General features: G+C 60.7%; 21 protein-coding genes. 12 read left to right on the top strand and 9 right to left on the bottom strand.

The window, feature by feature from the left end; genetic code table 11:
* Window positions 1-1,371 precede the first annotated feature (1,371 nt).
* Window positions 1,372-3,123 carry a sigma-70 family RNA polymerase sigma factor gene (locus ACUWEX_RS01205; protein ID WP_445996832.1) on the bottom strand — a complete coding sequence of 584 codons (1,752 nt, stop codon included), beginning with the start codon at window positions 3,121-3,123 and terminating at the stop codon, window positions 1,372-1,374.
* Between the two features lie 750 nt (window positions 3,124-3,873).
* Between ACUWEX_RS01205 and ACUWEX_RS01200 the strand changes: the two genes are divergently transcribed.
* On the top strand, window positions 3,874-4,539 hold the full coding sequence (locus ACUWEX_RS01200; RefSeq protein ID WP_445996831.1) for an RNA polymerase sigma factor: 666 nt from the start codon (window positions 3,874-3,876) through the stop codon (window positions 4,537-4,539).
* A 709-nt stretch (window positions 4,540-5,248) separates the two neighbouring features.
* Here ACUWEX_RS01200 and ACUWEX_RS01195 read toward each other — a convergent pair.
* Window positions 5,249-6,709 (bottom strand): MFS transporter, encoded by a 1,461-nt coding sequence (locus ACUWEX_RS01195; protein WP_445996830.1) that lies wholly within the window; start codon window positions 6,707-6,709, stop codon window positions 5,249-5,251.
* Between the two features lie 59 nt (window positions 6,710-6,768).
* Here ACUWEX_RS01195 and ACUWEX_RS01190 point away from each other — a divergent pair, with 59 nt between their 5' ends.
* From ACUWEX_RS01190 to ACUWEX_RS01165, 6 genes are all read left to right on the top strand, one after another.
* Entirely contained in the window at window positions 6,769-7,299 is a 531-nt protein-coding gene (locus ACUWEX_RS01190) for a MarR family winged helix-turn-helix transcriptional regulator (RefSeq protein ID WP_079726458.1), read from the top strand.
* 285 nt (window positions 7,300-7,584) lie between these two features.
* Window positions 7,585-7,743, top strand: coding sequence for a hypothetical protein (locus ACUWEX_RS01185; RefSeq protein ID WP_445996829.1), 159 nt, complete (start codon window positions 7,585-7,587; stop codon window positions 7,741-7,743).
* A gap of 72 nt (window positions 7,744-7,815) precedes the next feature.
* The gene (locus tag ACUWEX_RS01180) at window positions 7,816-8,013 is read left to right on the top strand and encodes a hypothetical protein (protein WP_445996828.1); all 198 of its coding nucleotides are present in this window, start codon (window positions 7,816-7,818) and stop codon (window positions 8,011-8,013) included.
* 359 nt (window positions 8,014-8,372) lie between these two features.
* Window positions 8,373-8,690: a Mu transposase C-terminal domain-containing protein gene (locus ACUWEX_RS01175; protein WP_445996827.1), complete on the top strand. Its 318-nt coding sequence runs from the start codon at window positions 8,373-8,375 to the stop codon at window positions 8,688-8,690.
* A 299-nt stretch (window positions 8,691-8,989) separates the two neighbouring features.
* On the top strand, window positions 8,990-9,142 hold the full coding sequence (locus ACUWEX_RS01170) for a hypothetical protein (protein WP_200811534.1): 153 nt from the start codon (window positions 8,990-8,992) through the stop codon (window positions 9,140-9,142).
* Between the two features lie 26 nt (window positions 9,143-9,168).
* Entirely contained in the window at window positions 9,169-9,720 is a 552-nt protein-coding gene (locus ACUWEX_RS01165) for a cytochrome d ubiquinol oxidase subunit II (protein ID WP_143785262.1), read from the top strand.
* 175 nt (window positions 9,721-9,895) lie between these two features.
* Here ACUWEX_RS01165 and ACUWEX_RS01160 read toward each other — a convergent pair whose 3' ends face one another.
* Window positions 9,896-10,078 (bottom strand): hypothetical protein, encoded by a 183-nt coding sequence (locus tag ACUWEX_RS01160; protein WP_143785260.1) that lies wholly within the window; start codon window positions 10,076-10,078, stop codon window positions 9,896-9,898.
* A 174-nt stretch (window positions 10,079-10,252) separates the two neighbouring features.
* On the opposite strand from ACUWEX_RS01160, the gene ACUWEX_RS01155 reads away from it, so the two are divergent.
* The 5 genes from ACUWEX_RS01155 (at window position 10,253) to ACUWEX_RS01135 (ending at window position 12,982) form a co-directional block, all read left to right on the top strand.
* Window positions 10,253-10,540, top strand: coding sequence for an EamA family transporter (locus ACUWEX_RS01155; RefSeq protein ID WP_079726454.1), 288 nt, complete (start codon window positions 10,253-10,255; stop codon window positions 10,538-10,540).
* 393 nt (window positions 10,541-10,933) lie between these two features.
* On the top strand, window positions 10,934-11,218 hold the full coding sequence (locus tag ACUWEX_RS01150) for a hypothetical protein (protein WP_079727868.1): 285 nt from the start codon (window positions 10,934-10,936) through the stop codon (window positions 11,216-11,218).
* Between the two features lie 82 nt (window positions 11,219-11,300).
* Window positions 11,301-11,810: a hypothetical protein gene (locus ACUWEX_RS01145; RefSeq protein ID WP_079726453.1), complete on the top strand. Its 510-nt coding sequence runs from the start codon at window positions 11,301-11,303 to the stop codon at window positions 11,808-11,810.
* Window positions 11,811-11,919: 109 nt separating this feature from the next.
* Entirely contained in the window at window positions 11,920-12,147 is a 228-nt protein-coding gene (locus tag ACUWEX_RS01140) for a hypothetical protein (RefSeq protein ID WP_445996826.1), read from the top strand.
* Window positions 12,148-12,349: 202 nt separating this feature from the next.
* Window positions 12,350-12,982 carry a Type 1 glutamine amidotransferase-like domain-containing protein gene (locus ACUWEX_RS01135; protein WP_445996825.1) on the top strand — a complete coding sequence of 211 codons (633 nt, stop codon included), beginning with the start codon at window positions 12,350-12,352 and terminating at the stop codon, window positions 12,980-12,982.
* 104 nt (window positions 12,983-13,086) lie between these two features.
* Here the strand turns inward: ACUWEX_RS01135 and ACUWEX_RS01130 are convergent, their stop codons facing one another.
* The 6 genes from ACUWEX_RS01130 to ACUWEX_RS01105 form a co-directional block, all read right to left on the bottom strand.
* Window positions 13,087-13,710: an RNA polymerase sigma factor gene (locus tag ACUWEX_RS01130; protein ID WP_445996824.1), complete on the bottom strand. Its 624-nt coding sequence runs from the start codon at window positions 13,708-13,710 to the stop codon at window positions 13,087-13,089.
* Window positions 13,707-14,345, bottom strand: a complete 639-nt coding sequence (locus ACUWEX_RS01125; protein WP_445996823.1) for a hypothetical protein — start codon at window positions 14,343-14,345, stop codon at window positions 13,707-13,709. Before ACUWEX_RS01125 ends, ACUWEX_RS01130 begins: the two co-directional genes overlap by 4 nt.
* A 171-nt stretch (window positions 14,346-14,516) precedes the next feature.
* Complete coding sequence (locus ACUWEX_RS01120; protein ID WP_200811460.1) at window positions 14,517-14,981, bottom strand: VOC family protein; 465 nt, start codon at window positions 14,979-14,981, stop codon at window positions 14,517-14,519.
* Window positions 14,920-15,357 carry a MerR family transcriptional regulator gene (locus ACUWEX_RS01115; RefSeq protein ID WP_445996822.1) on the bottom strand — a complete coding sequence of 146 codons (438 nt, stop codon included), beginning with the start codon at window positions 15,355-15,357 and terminating at the stop codon, window positions 14,920-14,922. Before ACUWEX_RS01115 ends, ACUWEX_RS01120 begins: the two co-directional genes overlap by 62 nt.
* A 194-nt stretch (window positions 15,358-15,551) precedes the next feature.
* Window positions 15,552-16,037 carry a helix-turn-helix domain-containing protein gene (locus ACUWEX_RS01110; RefSeq protein WP_079726446.1) on the bottom strand — a complete coding sequence of 162 codons (486 nt, stop codon included), beginning with the start codon at window positions 16,035-16,037 and terminating at the stop codon, window positions 15,552-15,554.
* Window positions 16,038-16,215: 178 nt separating this feature from the next.
* Window positions 16,216-17,085 carry an RCC1 domain-containing protein gene (locus ACUWEX_RS01105; RefSeq protein ID WP_234990928.1) on the bottom strand — a complete coding sequence of 290 codons (870 nt, stop codon included), beginning with the start codon at window positions 17,083-17,085 and terminating at the stop codon, window positions 16,216-16,218.
* Window positions 17,086-17,105 lie beyond the last annotated feature (20 nt).

Genomic DNA, 17,105 nt, shown 5'->3' with positions numbered 1-17,105 from the left:
GGGGGAACCTTGCCCCGAAATCTTGGCGCCCACGTTCTCCGATCAGCAAAAAATAATGCGATCGATTTCTACCGATCACGATTGTCGCGAGAGGACCCCATTGATCCGCACGGACACGGGCTCTCAGATCTACTTATCGATGAAGACGACGATCGACGACGCTAAATCGAGATAGCCGACGATGTTCAACTTCTCGATCAGGCGGTGGCAAGCCGGCCGTCACGCCAAGAGGGCCTCTTGTTCGAACATCCATGCGCAGGGCCGCCCTAAGGAGCTCACCCGGGAGTTCTGCCTCTCGGCAACACTGATCGCAACCCGAGCAGTCAGCACGTTTAGCGCTCAGAATTTCAGAGTTTCAAATGATGCGGCTCTCGCCCGTATCGGGGGATGGAGCAAGAGCCGCATCCTGGAAGGTTGTCTAAGCCATCCATATATAACGACGCGAAATCTCGAAAAACATGACGCATATCTCCTAACAAATATTGCGCAGCCGTCCTCGACTGTGTATCCACCACTACCGGCCGAGATATATGCACTCGATCGTCAGTCCAATAAAAGAGCCGCCGGTAGCAGCCATCATCAGCTGCACCTATATGTCGACGTATCCGACCTTCTTTGGATGGAAGCCACCCCCTCCCCTGGCCGCCAGACATAAGACGAGGCAGTTTTCTAAACGGCCGCGGCCTCTAGCAACGAAAATCCTCGACACGTCTATTACCGTGAGCGCCCACAGTTGCGACCCGACCGGGCGTCAAGCGACACCTCCCACTAAAGCCTTCGGAGCGTGACTTGTCGCGGAAATTGATGCGAGTCGGTTCTTACCAGCCATGCTCTTCCTCTTTGGCGAAGAAGGAGTCCAGCGCCAAGGGTCTATTTGTTCACGGCCTCGCCCACGCGTCACGTAACGCGTCAGAATCCCTCCTATCTGATATCGAGTACAACTTCAGAAAAGGAAAAAAGAGGCGTCGACGAACCAGGTTGAAAAGTTTCACCACTCTGACGACGTTGTTCCTGGCTCAAGTATGTGCAGCCAACGCCTGCCGATCTTTTGGGCTCGGCATCAAGCAGAGAGAAGGGTCATATGCGGAGGTCTGCACGCATCACGTTGAAAGCTAGCCAGGAGGAAGCGCGGAGCGACTCAGGTGTTGCGAGGATCGCCTGGTTAGTGCTCCTACCGTCATGGATCGCTGTGGGCCTGACCCTTTCCCTATACGGCATAGCGGCGCACATACACGGCTAGGAGCTCTCCGCATCGGCGCATTCTGGCAACCACGGCGCGTGAGCCAACGTGCCTATTTCATGTCGAAAACGTCTATCGAACCTGTGATCTCAGTGAGATCAGATCTTTGTCCGAGCAAAAGTTACGGGGCATCATTGCGCGGTGAAACTCTGGATGCGCGTGGGTCCGAAACGACCAAAAGAGGGATCAACGTATCGCAGCCCAAGGGCCATTTCTCCGACCGGTGCAGAGAACGATTGCACGAACTCTCCGTCATCATCCAAGAGCATGATTTGGTCCCGAAAGGAACCGTTTGCGATGCGCTGCATTGTCGCGTTCGGTTCACCAACAATTTCCATCACATAGCTGCTGCTGTCGACAAGGTCACCTTCTTTCGGAGAAATGAGAGTGGGTGGTTCAGTGATCTCAACCGTCGATGAGCCGCTGAGCTGAGACATTCGTGCACCATTTATCTGTCGGACGGCGAAAGTTTGTGCACCCCAGCCCATTCCAGGTAGATCAGTGATTTGCCACTCACCTCCGTCAGTGTCGACGACGCTGCCCAGTAGTGCCCCTTCGGATGACAACACTTGAATAGTCGCCCCAACTTCCGCCTTACCCCCGGAGATGATTGGAAGGTAACGGCCGGTTGGGTCACTTTCTACAACCAATGAAAGTACCTGCATGTCTGCAACCTTCATTCCGGACTTGCCCTCGAGTCCCTCCTGGGGTGCTGGGGTGGTCTCGTCCGAAGAGACGACCGGAGTTGAGTTCTCGAGGACCGTTTCAGGTTTGGGCGGCGATGTCGGTGCAGATTGGGTTGGCGGCCCAGGGATCGGTGCTGTGTTGGATTCCGCGTCGGGATCATTCGTTGGAGTGTAAATGGGCGTGTCCGACGGAGTCTCTGTGGGTTCCGTTTCGTGCGGGTTGATCGATTCGCTCGCGGATATTGGGCCTTTAGCCGTGGGCTCTGCCACAATCGCGAAAGTGACGATAGCGCTCAGCGACACGGCGACCAGTCCACAGGCCGCTCCGGTGAAGAGGCTACGTGAGCGCGTTCGGTCAGCTGCTGCCATCGCGCTTGCCGACGACATTGCCATCGCTGATGAGTCAGCACCGACAATCGACGGTGCGATTCCAGCCACCGTGAACAGCATTGGAAGGAGGACCCATAGCAAACCTGACGCAATGGTCCTGGCTTCCTCGAGGGATGCGGAGCATCCGTCACAGCTTCCAATGTGTTCGTTTATTGCTGCCTCTCGCTCTGGAGTGAGGGCACCTCGCAAGTATCCGGGAATCTGGTTGATAACGCTTTCACAGAAAGGGCTCTGCGAGTGAGAGAGGTGATCTCGCAACCAAGCGTCGCGCATACCTTTCCTCGCACGGGCGTGGAGTGCGGAAACTGCGTTCGGTTTCAGATTGAGTAACGGCGCGATTTCCCGTGGCTTGAGACCTTCGATTTCGGATAGCCATAGAACCTCCTGCCAGCGCTTGGGCAGCTGTTGGAAAATCTTTATGCCGACGTTTTTGGCCGCGTTTCGTAGAGCGAGGGTCTCGACGGAGGGGCCGGCAAAAACCTTATCGAGTCGTTGCTCGACGTTCGCCGGATCTATCGGCAAAGGCAGATGTGTCCGTTCGTACCCGAGGTGTTTGATTGTTGTGAGCAGGTAGGGGCGGAAGGATTCTTCTGGCCCCTTCCCGTTCTGAACGGCTGCGAGTATGCGTGTGAAAGCTTCCGACACTAGGTCGTCCGCTGAATGGTCGGGGAATCGTGCAGCAGCAATGCGTCCCGCTGGCGCATGGCGCTTCCACAATTCAGCGAGAGCTGCGGTATCTCCGGTTCGGAGATACACCACCAATTCCTGTTCACTTGCAGACTCGTACTTCGGAGGGTAATTGAACATATCACTCAGATTCTCTAAAGGCGGGACGACTTCTAGCTGCAGGTAGGCTCACTTCGCCGCCGAATTTCTACATGCTTAACGACGCACGGAATTGGTTTTCGTGATGCACATATCTTTTTTTATGAGGAAACTCACATTCGCTCACGAAGCCCCCAAGTCAGATGGCATCTAAGTCATCCATCTGCCCCATATTGAGATAACTTCGCGAATCGAGATGCTTCCACTTGGGACTTCGCTGTTCCGTCTGAGCGTCTAATCTCGAATTCGCCGCTTTCAAGCGTTGGGAGCCTCGAGCTTCACGCCTATTACGCGCCCAGTGGAGTGCCTCGCGAAACGCCCACTGCGTGAGCTGCTATTTAGGCGTTCGGCGAGGGAGCCGCTCCACCATCGGGCGAAGTGTTGGCCATGCTGATCCATCCGATTATGAGAAGTGGTTCAGAGCGACACCGCGCACTCCGAAGCGATGATTGTCGTCGCAACGCTCAGTTTCGATCGGGCGGATTCGACGGACAAAGCTCACCTAAATGTGGACGAGGTCGAGCCGGATTTATGACACGCGATGGAGCAATTCTCAGAAAGACATTCGACATCACTCTCCGGGTTCACGTCTCCCTCCAACTGGCCTACTTCGCGCCACAATCGGCATCTCGCAAGTGAGGAAATCCGAACCAAACCAGAACGGGCTCCATTACGAACCACTCTCATGTTCACAACGAAGTGGGCATGTTCGTTTTGGTCGAGGGGGCCACATTGGACACCACCGTCGCTGCTATGGCGCAACTGGCGGAGCAACGCGCCTATTTGATCAGTCGTTTGCGATCCCACTGTGGACGCCTCGATCCTGAGGACGTCTTATCTGAGGCAATACTTCGACTTGCCGAACGATCTCGTGCAGGCAAGCCTTTACCAAACGATGTCGGCGCCTATGTGCTCCGATCAGCAAAGAACATCGTGATCGATTTCTATCGATCGCCAATGTCGCGAGAATACGTCACTGATCCACGCGACCTTGAGCTCTCGGAACTGTTCATCAATGAAGACGACAATCGACGACGCCAGATTGAGCTTGCCGACGATGTAACACTTCTCCATCAAGCTGTTGCAAACCTGCCGGAAGGCCAACAGCGCATTTTGATCGAAACCGCAGTACGCGGGCGCCGCCCGAAGGAACTCGCGCGCGAATTCTGTGTGACGGCGGCAGTCATCGCAACCCGATCACGCCGAGCGCGCGTAGCACTCGGAAATGAGGTCTGTCGTCTGCTTCTCATGCGAGGTGGCCCTGAATGCAAGCGTCACGCGGCACGAATCTCGACCCGGCCAGCCTCGCTACCAAAACTGGCTGCACATCACCTTCGCACATGTCCATGCTGCGCGCGTCACCTCAGACAGTTCGAAAGTCTTCGCTTCTTCGAGTGACGCTGCCCGTTCGCCGCTGAGCGCAAAGACTCGTCGCTCTTAGCCTGCGCTAGATGGGGTTCAGGTTTTCACACGTGCCGTGTGCTGTTCCTCGAGGTGGCCGCCGCGGCCGCAATTGATCTTCTCGTTGGCATCGCGAATGCGCCACGGAGATCTGGCCGTTCTTCACGCCCTCTCTCGTTGAGAACGCGACGATCGCGACGCACCACGCGTGCCCTGAAGCCCAACTCGCCGACTAGAGCAAAGTGCCAGCAGCGGCGCCCGAAGTGAGTCCTGCTTAGATTGCCCCGGTGGGTCCGAATAGCCTTGACATAGTCATAGCTGGTCGCGTTCAGCGGCGATCCAACCTTGCTGGGCCGAGATTCAGTCCGGTGCGGGGCCCGCGATGCTTGCTCCGGAGATCAGGACGGTTTTCTCACTCATAGCTTTTGATCCTTCTGGGTCGTCACTTCATTGCGAGGTTCGCGACTAGCGGCGCGGGGCGGCTGGCGGAGGGTAACGTGAGTCATCTGTCCGCGGTGTCCGAGCTGGAAATCGATCTTGTCGGCGCAGTGCAGTTCCCAGAGAGCGTTGTGGACCTCGAGGGTGGTGCAGCGTAATCGTGATGCGAGGTCCACGTAGGTGTGTGGGCTCCCTGCGATCAGCTGGTCGAGTACATGGACGGCACGCGTCGTCAGCTGGGTCGTTCTTGGGTGCGCGGGCCCGTCAGTCATACGGGGGCATTCGTGTCGCTCGTGGCATCACTGGTGTCGGCGAATTCGTCTTCGCGGCCTTTCTTCGGAAACAAGAAGGTGAGGGCCAGGAACACGACGAGGAAGCACGCTTGGATGAGAAGCGTCGTGCGGAACGCGTCCGCCGGAGACCCGGACGTGATTGCGGAGAAGAAGGCTGACCCGAAGACGGCGACACCGATCGAACTCGCGAGGGACTGCACAGCGGTCAGTACACCCGACGCGGATCCGATTTCGTCGTCGCGGACCGCGGCGAGGATGATGCTGAACAGCGCAGCGATTACCAGGCCGGACCCGACGCCGGCAATGGCAATACCGGGGACGATCTGCCAGATGCTAAAAGTCCCGCTGGCTCCTAATTCGACCCACAACAGGGCTGCGCCGAGGATCTGCACCAAGGCACCGATCTGGAGCACTGCCCGGCCAAGCTTTTCAGCGAGGAACGCGCCGCTGATCGCTCCACCGACTGCTGTGCCCAAGGCGACGGGAAGGTTGCCGAGTCCCGCTTCGCCCGCGGTGAAGCCCTGTCCGATCTGCAGGAACAGCGTGAGGATCAGCTGGGTTCCGATGAGAGCGCTGAAGAACAACGCGATACCGGCCAGTCCTAGCGTGTATGCGGGCCGGGAAAAGATCCCCGGTACCACCAGAGGTGTGCGCCCTCGTGCTGATGCGGCACGTTGCTGCCACGCGAACAGTACAAAGCCCAGCAGGCCGGCAGCAATGCTGAGCCACGTCCACAGCGGCCACCCTTCTTCCTGACCGAAGTTCAGCGGCAGCACCAGCAGCGCGGAAGCAGCCACGATGATGGCCGTCCCGACTACGTCGACGCCTACCGTTTTGTCGCCGGTCCGGTGCGGCAGAATGCGCCACGCGATGATTAGCGAGGCGACCCCGATCGGGACGTTGACGAGGAAAACCGCGCGCCACCCCAACCCGAAAAGGTCTGCTTCGATGAGCCCACCGCCGATAAGCGGGCCGAGGATGCCTCCCAGACCCAGCACCGGACCGAACACACCGAATACCTTCGCGAGCTCTTTCCCGGAGAAGTTTTCACGGAGAAGTCCGAGCCCCTGCGGCAGGAGCATCGCACCAGCGAGGCCTTGCACCAGCCGGACGATGATCAAAACTTCGATTGTCGGAGCGATCGCGCAGAGAAGCGACGCGACCGTGAAGCCGGCGAGCCCGACGAGGAACATCAGGCGGCGACCGAACCGATCACCCAGGCGCCCACCGAGGATGAGACCGGCGCCCAGTGTCAGGGCATATCCGCCGATCACCCACTGCAGGCCCAGAGCCGAGGCTCCCAACGAGCTCTCCAGGTCAGGCCCGGCGACGTTCACGATCGTCGAATCCAGCAGGTCCATGATCTCCGCCGCGAGCATCACGCCGAGAATCACCCACCGCCATTTGTATGTGCCTCGCACCGTCTGATCCGACATGATCGTCCCATTTCTTGATTATCAACCTTTTTAGCAAGTATCAGTAGTACCATGGGCGAATGAGCAAAGCAACCTCTGTCAGGCCTACGCCCGAGCGCGACGATCGGCGCGACAGAGAAGCCGCCAGACGTGACGGGCGAGCCATGGCGGACGACGATATCCGGGCTCGGATTCAGCAGCTCGGCGTGCGCCAGCAACGATTCGAACGCCACCTCGCCAAAGAGCTCGGCGTCGACGCGGCCGGCATCGAAGCAATGGACCACCTCATATCTACTGGACCAGCTACACCCACAGAACTCGCCCGACGTCTCGAAATATCCACCGCCGCGACCACGCTTGTTCTTAACCGCCTCGAGACGGCGGGCCACATCCACAGAGAACGCCACCCCACCGACGGGCGAAAACTCGTGGTCACCGCCGAGCAGAACTCGGCGGAACTGGCGTACTCGCACGTCCTACCAATGATTGAAGGCGTCGAACAACTCGTGGAATCCATGACTCCGGAAGAGCGAATGACGATACAACGCTTCCTAGACCAACTCATCACCATTTATGACGACGCCACACGGAAGACACATCAGAATTTCTGACCGTCACTCGAGGCCGATTGGTCGATCTAGCGCTACACGGACCGAGCTAGCTGCCAGATAACGGCGCAAGCACCTGGCCAAGGCCGGTACGCGGTCAGATAACGCTGCGAACTGGCGGCCAGTTAGTGCTGGGATTCACAGACACGCCAGTGCGCGGATCTCGCACTCCAAGGATGGCGTCCGGTGAAGGATCCCTATCGGACACGCTGGGGGCGCCGGTCCGGTGCACCGCGATGGGTAGTCGTGCCCGTTCCAGCCGATACCACACACCGTTATCGTGGGCGCATGACCGACCACACGTTTCTTGGGAACCGATTGCGGAACCCCGCACGCATTCTCGCGACCGCAGCTATTCTCGCCGGCGTCATCATCAGCACATCTGCGTGCGGCGTCATCAGCCCGAAAACCGAGCCAACCCCGGAGCCGGTCCCGACCATCGTCTAGCAAGACGGGGCACCGACCGGGGAGCTCGAGTCCAACGAGTACGTGCAGGTACTCCGCAAAGCACTCCCCGCCATGGCCGCCGCACACAACCAACGCAACTACACGCTGCCGGAAGCCTACGAAACCATCGGTTACCCAGACCTCGCGAACCAAGCGTCGACCGCGAAATGGGAGCTGAATCGCGATGCACCTTTCCTCATATATCCGGGGCCGAGACCCTTCACCCCGCTCACGGTGGAGAAAGGCTGGATGACCGACGACGGACAATAAATCCATGTCATAGGGTGCCAGATCGACAACTGGGCTTCCGAGGAAGGAACGGTGCCCGAGAAACCGATCCGAGTACTAGGCGCCATCTACGGTTTCACCGAGGTGGAAGGAGGCCTGAAGCTGACGTCGAGAATCAGCAAACCCGGCCTGGATTGTGAGGGCGTTGACATCAAGGTCGGGGTTTTCGACCCGGCCCCCACGCCTTCTACCGTTTCTGACGCCACGAGCGTTATCAAGCCCGTCCTCCCCAGTAAGCGCGGAACCGCAACACCCACCCCGTGAGACACCCGTTTCACGAAATCCCAGTCCGGTGAAGCATCCCCTATCGGACGCTATCCCGCACCGGATAGATCTGCTTGGTGACTAGGGGCCTCCCGGGGAAAGGTATCTTTCGATCCACGATTACCTTGCACCAACTCGCTGACGTGCTCGAGCGATTCATCGTCAACGAGTACAAGGAACGTCCACATTCAGCGACCGGCGCAGCCCCTCACATTCGCTGGCGGAGTGAGAGCTTCATCCCTCGAATACCCGCCCATCCGGAAGACCTCGATTCGCTCCTGTTGACTGCGGTCGCAACGCGACGTGTACAACGCGACGGGATCCGCTTCGCATCGACCCGATACATCTCACCGGTCCTCGCCGCATACGTCGGCGAAGACGTCACGGTGCGGTAGCATCCCCGCGACCTCGGCGAGGTGCGAGTGTTCCACGACAACACGTGCTTGTGTCGCGCGATCGCACCCGAACGCTCCTCCGAGACCGTGTCCTTCACCGATCTGCAGGCGGCGAGGAGCCAGCAAAGCCGTGCCCTGAAACAGCAGCTGCGCGAGCTCACCACTCACGCCGGCTCACTACCTGAAGACACCCGCCACCGCCCCGAAGCTGCGCCGGCAACTGAGAGCGCCCCCGACCGCGCAGCGCCACCCCGGCCCGAAACTAGGTTGGTACACCGACCGCGAGATATTGTTCTTCTATGGCCCGTGCACCCTGGAACAGACCCGGCGAATCCACACAGACACGTCGGCTCCGCATCGCGATGTTCTGGAGCGCGGTCGTGCTCGTCGTGGCGTTCGTCGCAATACTGGTGTACTTCGTCGTGGGATCGGCCGAGATCGCGGGCTTGTGAGGTCGCGCTCGATGAGGGGGTATCCCATGCCTGAAGGTCGGACTCTCGCGGTGTCGCGGCTGCGCCTGGCGAGTGTGGTGCTCTCGATCGTCGCGCTCGTCTTCTTCGCGATGGCGATGCTCCTGTCGTCGTCGCGCGTCGCCTTCCTGGTCGGACCTGTCGTCCTCGGTGCGGTCGCACTCGTTCTCGCTCTCATGGCTCGAGGATCCGCCGTCGCTCGTCCCGGGCCCGTCATCGCGTTCATGCTGGCTACGCTGGCAATGATCGTTCCCGCTGTCGTCGTCGGCTCGGTGATCTACTCAGGGGCCGCGGCCCCGTCCTCGGTCTACATGATCGAGGTCGACTCCCCGGATCCTGTCGACGTGGTGATCAGGGACGGTGCCGATCGCACGAGCGTGACGTGGGACTCGGGAAACACCATCACCCTCGACTCGAACGCGACGGTCATCGGGATCAACGCGCGAACGGCGGTCTCCACCACGGTCATCTCGTGCGAGATCCGCCGCGACGGCACCGTCTTGGTCGCCGACGAGCGCGCCGGAACAGTCGATTGCAGTTTCGTCGAGGGCGACGACTAACGAAGTATGCCCGAGCCAAGCCGGCAGATGCTCTCTCGCTCGCCTTGGTCATGGCCCGGTGTCAAACAGTACTGTTGCGGCTCGGAGCACCGAGTGTGTTTCCCCACTGTTCGGTCAATTACCCGACTGACTCCGTCGCAGAGTGTTGACAACAGGGTGCGGATGCCACGCCCGTTCAGGGGTTATGAGTGGCCGTCGGCCAAGTGCTGAGTCCCGCGATGCCGATGAGGGTGAACACGGCGACTACTATCCAACTCTGGACGACGAGTCCGAAAACGATGAACGCGACAGCAATGACGACCGTCAAGACCGTCGCGGCCCGGAAGAGATCCACTTTCGAGTTCGATGCGCTATTCATGGTGTGCCCTTTCTGCTTATTCATCCAGGCTAGAAGGACAGCCGTCCTCGTACATCCGTCGAGTGACGGACTTCACCTCCACCGCCGTGCTCTTCGACTGGATCCCCTCACAGTCGACCCGTGAGCCTAAAAGGCGGCCTGCCAGCGCCCGCCCACAAGCGGAATCGCTAACCGGTGCACTGCTGGCACGGTGATGCACGTCCCTTCCGATTGAATGCTCGGTCACGGGGGCCAGTGCTCGCCGTCTGCCTGGTGAGCCGTCAGCGACTTCCTCGCGGATGGAGCATCTGGGCGCACCTCTTCGTCGTGGCGATGCTGCTCTGCGTTGTGCCGTTCTTACTGTTCGCGTGGGCACAACAGCATGTCCCGTCAAGCGTGGCGAGCATCATCAATGCGACGACCCCATTGATGACCATGGCCGCCGCGCTGCTGGCGCTGCCTTCCGAGCGTTCGGACCGTTGAAAAGTGGGCGGTCTTGGCATGGGGTTCGTCGGAATCCTGCTCGTTCTCGATCCGTTCAGCGGATTCGACGGCGACACCGGCCCGCTCGGCTATCTCGCCTGCCTAGGAGCGACACTCAGCTACGGGATGGCGTTCGTCTACATGCGCCGGTTCGCCTCTCCCCCGAGGGCTCGCCGCGATCTCTATCGCGACTGCACAAGTAGGCCTGGCGGCAATCGTCATGGTGATCCTCAGCCCACTCATCGCCAAACAACCAGTCGCGCTCTCGCCCGCGGTGGTGGCCTCGATGCTCGGACTTGCTGGCTGAGATGACGGTGCCACCCGACATCCGAATCGAGCCTCGCCCCCGGGAGGATGCTGGACGGGCTGGCGCTCCGTCGATACCCTGGCCACATGATCATGACCATTGTCGTTGGCGTGCAAGAGCAGCACACCGTGATGTTTTCTTTCGACAAGGTCTGGGGCCGCCTCAGCATCATGGTCGATGGCCAGAGCGTCGTCGACACCGTGCGAATCGCATCCCTCAGCACCGTCGCGACGTGGGAGTTCCCCGTAGGTTGGAATGAACGACACATCGTCCGGATCGAAAAGCACCGAGCGACATTCTTCGCTGGATTCCGGCCGCAACCTGTGTACGCATACGTGGACGGAGATCTCGTCGCCCAAAATAGTGCGTGAAGTACGCACGTCGTGACCGCGTCACGGATCGACCTCCTGTCAGGCGTCCGCTGGCATCCCAATGAAAGACCGGTAGAGACCTGTGAGTGACAGCGCCTTCGCGATCGGGAGCATCGTGCGCTTCCACCGGCTTCTCTCGCGGCAATCGCCAGAGGAAACCCAGAGTGCCGTCTTACAAGCCCTGCACCATGAGGGATTCACCATCGAGACGAACAGTTACGAGTTCGAGGGATGGAATGTGCGGTACGGAGTGATCGGAAGCAACAGCGCTTCCACACGGAACGCATTCCTGTTGGAGGTGGTGCCGCTGCTGAGCTTGGTGGGGGTGGGGCGCCCGTTTGCGCGGTGCGCCGTGCCCGTCGCTGTGCGTTCTCGAGGCAACGGCGCGCAACTGTTCGCAACTACGGTCTGGGGCCATCGTGGCGACGCCGGGACTGTCAACCTGGTAGCCAAACGCACGAAGAGCGCCATCGAGAGCGCCGCCGCGCACCTCGGAGCCGAACACTCCTCGTCCGTGCCGCCGATCGACCCGTCAGCTCCGATCGATGGGCGAAGCTTCGAACGGCTCACCGGCTGGCGGCAACAGCAATGACGACATGCGCCAGATCGCACGCTGACGACAAACGCATAAAGTGGACACGCATGGCTGAGGAAGCGGGAACAGCTGTCGAACGCGGCGGCGCCGCGGGCGAGATCGACCGATGACCACCGGCGCGACTCTGGTCGTGGGCTATGACGAGGCCCGCCGCGCATCCGTCGAGAAGACTCTCCACAGGCTTGCCCGCCGCCAGGGTATTTCGATGCTCGTTCTCGGTGTGTTCTTCGGGCTCCTGATCGTGGTGCCGATCGGCGCCGCAATCGTCGAAACAAACGACACCGCTGATGGATCCGCTTCCCGGCGCGATCCCGGCCGCGCTTATGAGGTTTAGCCGGGTGATCCGGTTTGGGTGAACCTCCATTTGAATGCGACCTCAAACGAGTTCGGGGCGCCAAATAGCGTGTGAAAACGCGGCCACTTAGCGCTGCGATTCACAGGACACGCCGTTGCGCGGATCTCGACCGGCGAGAAAGGCGTCCGGTGAACGATCCCCTATCGGACAGAGTGTCGGGGGCGGTCGCTAGCGTGCTGGCATGAAGATTCTCCTCCTCTCACGCCACGTCGGAGCGATGGCCCCCTTCCTTGCAGAGGCGACCGGCGCAACGCCCAGCTCCCTCCACATCGGTTATATCGACGACGCGCAAGTCGCCTTCTCTGGGGCGCCCTTCGTTCAGGCAGAGAGCGAGTCCGTAGAGAAACTCGTCCACAGGGTGACGCGAATCACCACCCGCGAGACAAGCCCTGCTCGCTTTGATCGAATGCTTGCAGAATTCGATGCGGTCTACGTCGCGAGCGGAAGCACGTTCGCGCTCCTCGAGGCATTGCAAACAACGGGCAATTCCGCCGTGCTTACTGAACACGTGCGAAAAGGTTTGCCGTACGTCGGGGCCAGCGCAGGGTCGATCATCGCTGGGCCGGATGTAACCCCAGCCTCATTGATGGACGATCCTGCAGACGGGCCCGCTCTCACAAATTTCGCTGGGCTGGCTGTGATCGACAAAACGATAATTCCGCACGCCGATGGGCAGCTCCCGCCCTACCCACTTGAGCTCATTCGCCGAACACTGGACACATTCGGCGACAAATACCCCTTGATTTCACTCCGCGACGATCAAGCACTCCTCGTCGATGGGGACACGGCAACCGTGGTCCACTCGAGCTGCTGAACACGAAAACTCTATGAGAGCGGTCGCTCGAGGACCAATCCGTTTCACGTCTCGGGTGCCCGGCTAAGCATCCCCTATCGGACACACCTGAGCCTTCATTGGTTCTATCGGTCAGTAACGCCGGCGGATCGAGCGTGTAGGCGATCAATGTGGCCTCCGCCGCCTCCTAACGGTGTGTCGCCTGTGTCGTCTGTGAAGGAAAAGTCGTCCAGTTCGTTGCGGAGCCGGTGGAGCGCGCGGCCGTAACGGGTGCGCGCGGTAGATGCATTCATCGACAGAATCCGTGCCGCCTGCGCGATGCTGAACCCGTCCCAGTGGATCAGGATGACGAGCTCCCGAGAGCGCTCATCCAGTCGCCGAACGGCTCGACGCACTGACCGCGCCTGCAGGTCCGAGTCGAGAACCGTGTCCGCGGATTCGCCCGCAGACGCAGAATCGGCAAGGTAATCCCGCAGAGCATTCGCAATCGACGTACGTTTCGTTGCACTCCGGTAATGCTCGCGAAGCAGGTTGCGTGCGATCCCGAAGCACCACATCCGTGCCGCCTCGTCAGCCGCAGGCACCTTTCGCGCGCTTTCCCACAATGCGAGCAACGTTCGCCCCAAAAGGTCGGCGGCATCCTCCGGCTCATCGACGCGACGACGAAAATAGCGAAGAAGGTCGTCGGCGTTGGTAATGATGACCGTTTCGGCCCAGCTGTCGGGGTCTGGGGCGGCGGGTCGAGTCATCGGTGCAGCTCTCCCGTGCAATCTGTCGCCGAACTGTAGACCGTGCCCTCTTCTTCCCCCGCCCCTCGGAGAGAGGCGGGGATTTCCGCCTCGATCAGCCGGCTCGCGGCGGCCGAGAAGGATGCTTGGTCGAAACCCGGTTCCGTGCCACCGTCGCGTTCCGGGATGATCGGAGTGGCGAGGGCGTCTTCGTAGATCCGTTGGCCGATACCCGTCCAGTCATGGGTGCGCATGAATTCAGCGATGCGGACATCCGCCTCGTCGCGTTCGCTCGGTTCGCCGAAGAAGATCTGTTCGCGACAACTCACGTTCACGCCGGTGTCTGTCGTATAGACGATCGGGATCTCAACGTCGGGTTCGACCTCCACGCCGCTGACCGACAGGGTGAGCGGGATGAGTATCGCCCCGCCCGTGAGCGCGACGATGCTCACGACACTGATCGGCAGAAGGGCGCGAGGCCGCTTCCACCACTGTGCTGCCTCCGCGGAGCTTTCCTCGGCCTGGAGTCGAGCAGTAAGTGCCATCTGCCCCACTAGCTCATGAAGCTTGTCGTCACCGTCGGCTGCGACCGGGTTTGCCGACTCGAGGTCGGACATGTCACGTTCTTTCATCGCTGGTCCCTTCACCATGATCACTCATCAAGAACATGACAAACCCGAGCGAAAACGTCTCAGTCACATGAAAAGTAGCGAATCGAAAAAACACCGCTCAAAGAAAGCCGGCGCCTAGCCGCGCGAACACAGCACGGTACTCCTTGCTAGCCAACTCGATCCGTTTCACGCGTCGGGTGCCCGGCCAAGCATCCCCTATCGGACGCGTCTATCATCCGTCGTGAAGCCTTCTCGTGTTCCGCGTTGTTCAAGCGACTCGACTTCTTGGAAGAACGTGACCTGCCAACCGGCGGGCCCCTGCACCCGTGCGTTGATTGTTTGGAACGGGGTATCCGTGGGTCGCGCAAGAACCTCCGCGCCTGACTCCTCCGAGGCCGCTACCGCCAGCGCCGTGTCTGCCACTTCGAGCGCAATACGCAGCGTCGCTCCATCAGACGTAGGAGCTTTCTCTAACGCGTCGATCGCACGCACGTGCGTAGGCGTGGCCAATTCAATCGTGGCAGCGCCTACCTGCAAGATCGACACACGATCATCTCCCTGGGTGGCAAACGCCGGTTGCTCCGGCATCCCGAGAACATCGCGATAGAAGCGAACAGCCTCATCGAAGTCGTCGGTCTCGATGATCAAACGGAGCTGGCGCGGCGGCTGGTGAAGAGTCATGACCACCACCCTGCAGGCTGACACGGGTGTCAGGTGCAAGCCCCAGCCGCAACCGCATAGCGTTCAGCGCGAGAAGCTCTGCCTCAATCGACTCTTTCTCGCTCTCGAGCCGGGCCTCGGCCGCATCAAATGCAGAGCGAAGTTCCTCGGCATCTCGGCGGGACGAGCCGAGAACCGGCAATAGCTCCTGAATCACTGAGCTGCAGAATCCGGCTCGGAACAACTCTTGGATCTGAAGTACGAAACCGAGCTGTTCTTCTGAGTAGACACGTTGGCCTCCCGTAGTGCGCCCCGGGCTCAGCAGGCGCTGGGTCTCGTAGTACCGCAGTGACCGAGCGCTCACCCCGCTCCGGGCAGACAGTTCTCCGATTCTCATACGTCGATCTTTGCCTATACAAACGCTTGTCGCTGTTGGCCGGGTATCGCTTACCGCGAGCCCCATCGGCGACACGCGCAACCTTCACACTCGAGCCGCTCGTTGAAGACACCGCACCATGCCGGCGCAACGCCACCGTCCGGCCAGGGATCCCCTATCGGACTCTGCCCTCGGACGCTCAGCACGCCCGGCGGCTACTCCGTCGCACGTTGGATCGAGAGCGGGTACTTCCGATCGAGGCGCGGTCCGACGACAACGAAGAGCAGGAAGATCGACAGAAGCCACCCGCCCACCCAGTAGCCCGGAACAATGAGTAGCGCGATATTGGGCCACAGGTCGGTAGCTATGGCAGCCAGAACACCCAACGTCAACAGAGCCCCGACCCCGTAGTACAGGCTCTCGAGGCCCTTGGTGATCGTTCGCCGCCTTTCCTGTTGCAGCGCGGTCCGCCTGTCAAGGTTGGTGACGGCATCATCGAGCGTGGCGTCCTGGATGTCAGCGAAAAGGTCACGCACAGGCACCTGCAGGGCGCGAGCCAAGAGAGTCAGGGTCTCGAGACTGGCGTCGCTGCCGGCCTCCAACCGCTGAATGGTGCGCACCGTCACCGAACTCATCTCGGCCAACTTCTCTTGAGTCCATCCACGAGCTTTTCGCAGCTCCACGATTCGTGTCTCATTCATAGCCCCAACCCTACGAACCGAGAGGGTTTCGGGCCACGACACCAACCCGACATCTCCCCGACAGCGAACCTCCAACCCAATCCTTTGCGAAAGTGGCTGGTTCTCCGCGCCCACTATGCCCGGCCGCACGGTCGACCTCTCGCCTAATGACTTACCTCATGGATGGTACGAGCCCCGATCACATGATGCTTGCCGCGTGCCACCCCGCGACATCGCATTGTCCATCGTCGTTGTTGCCGGTGGCGAGCACCGATCCATCCGAACGAAGACCGAGGGTATGCGTCGACCCTGCCGCCACGGCCACGACCTCGGTCCATGCGGCCACGTCACACTGACCTCGACTGTTGTCCCCCGCCGCGCGCACGCGACCCGTTTTCAGAACCGCGACCGTGTGAGCACTGCCCGCAGAGATCGCGACGACATCCCGCCACGCAGTGACGTCCGAGATTCCCGCCATCCGATCGCCGACGGCAAGCACCCGATGGTCGCGAGTGAGACCAACCGTATGGAGGTAACCGGCGCTGATCGCCCGCAGCCCGCGCCATCCGTCGACTGCGCATTGCCCTCGACGGCCGTTGCCGACGGCGACGGCCGTCCCATCGCCACGAATCGCGGCAGTATGCCAGTCCCCCGCACTGATGGCGACCAGATCACTCCAATCGCCGATGGCGTTCGCGCCTTCACTCTGCCGACCGGCTGCCACAGCCGTTCCGTCGGCACGCACAGCCACGGTGCGCCGCCAGCCGGCCGCGACCTTCACGACGTCGGTCCAACCGTCGGTGTCGCACTGTCCGTCCGAGTTCCACCCGACGGCGACCACCGTGCCGTCACCACGCAGACCGACCGTATGGGAGCGCCCTGTGTTAGAGGCCGTGTGTACGTTGCCGGCCGCCACGGCGACGATGTCGCGCCACTCCGCCACGTCGCGCTCTCCCGATGACCCCCGGCCGGCCGTCAGAACCACTCCCCCTGACGCCACCGCGACGGAGTGCCGCCGGCCCGCCGCAATACGTGCCCGAGCCTGGCCCATCGCGTTATCTCCGGTCATCTCTGCATCCTCTCAAAGGG

The sequence above is a fragment of the Okibacterium fritillariae genome (assembly GCF_052783725.1).
This window is presented reverse-complemented; position numbering and strand designations above follow the sequence as displayed.

Excerpts from the sequence above, each read along its gene's own strand:
- ACUWEX_RS01205 (WP_445996832.1), bottom strand. The coding sequence starts at position 3,123 with ATGTTCAATTACCCTCCGAAGTACGAGTCTGCAAGTGAACAGGAATTG.
- ACUWEX_RS01195 (WP_445996830.1), bottom strand. The coding sequence starts at position 6,709 with ATGTCGGATCAGACGGTGCGAGGCACATACAAATGGCGGTGGGTGATT.
- ACUWEX_RS01190 (WP_079726458.1), top strand. The coding sequence starts at position 6,769 with ATGAGCAAAGCAACCTCTGTCAGGCCTACGCCCGAGCGCGACGATCGG.
- ACUWEX_RS01185 (WP_445996829.1), top strand. The coding sequence starts at position 7,585 with ATGACCGACCACACGTTTCTTGGGAACCGATTGCGGAACCCCGCACGC.
- ACUWEX_RS01180 (WP_445996828.1), top strand. The coding sequence starts at position 7,816 with ATGGCCGCCGCACACAACCAACGCAACTACACGCTGCCGGAAGCCTAC.
- ACUWEX_RS01170 (WP_200811534.1), top strand. The coding sequence starts at position 8,990 with ATGGCCCGTGCACCCTGGAACAGACCCGGCGAATCCACACAGACACGT.
- ACUWEX_RS01165 (WP_143785262.1), top strand. The coding sequence starts at position 9,169 with ATGCCTGAAGGTCGGACTCTCGCGGTGTCGCGGCTGCGCCTGGCGAGT.
- ACUWEX_RS01160 (WP_143785260.1), bottom strand. The coding sequence starts at position 10,078 with ATGAATAGCGCATCGAACTCGAAAGTGGATCTCTTCCGGGCCGCGACG.
- ACUWEX_RS01150 (WP_079727868.1), top strand. The coding sequence starts at position 10,934 with ATGATCATGACCATTGTCGTTGGCGTGCAAGAGCAGCACACCGTGATG.
- ACUWEX_RS01140 (WP_445996826.1), top strand. The coding sequence starts at position 11,920 with ATGACCACCGGCGCGACTCTGGTCGTGGGCTATGACGAGGCCCGCCGC.
- ACUWEX_RS01135 (WP_445996825.1), top strand. The coding sequence starts at position 12,350 with ATGAAGATTCTCCTCCTCTCACGCCACGTCGGAGCGATGGCCCCCTTC.
- ACUWEX_RS01130 (WP_445996824.1), bottom strand. The coding sequence starts at position 13,710 with ATGACTCGACCCGCCGCCCCAGACCCCGACAGCTGGGCCGAAACGGTC.
- ACUWEX_RS01120 (WP_200811460.1), bottom strand. The coding sequence starts at position 14,981 with ATGACTCTTCACCAGCCGCCGCGCCAGCTCCGTTTGATCATCGAGACC.
- ACUWEX_RS01115 (WP_445996822.1), bottom strand. The coding sequence starts at position 15,357 with ATGAGAATCGGAGAACTGTCTGCCCGGAGCGGGGTGAGCGCTCGGTCA.
- ACUWEX_RS01110 (WP_079726446.1), bottom strand. The coding sequence starts at position 16,037 with ATGAATGAGACACGAATCGTGGAGCTGCGAAAAGCTCGTGGATGGACT.
- ACUWEX_RS01105 (WP_234990928.1), bottom strand. The coding sequence starts at position 17,085 with ATGACCGGAGATAACGCGATGGGCCAGGCTCGGGCACGTATTGCGGCG.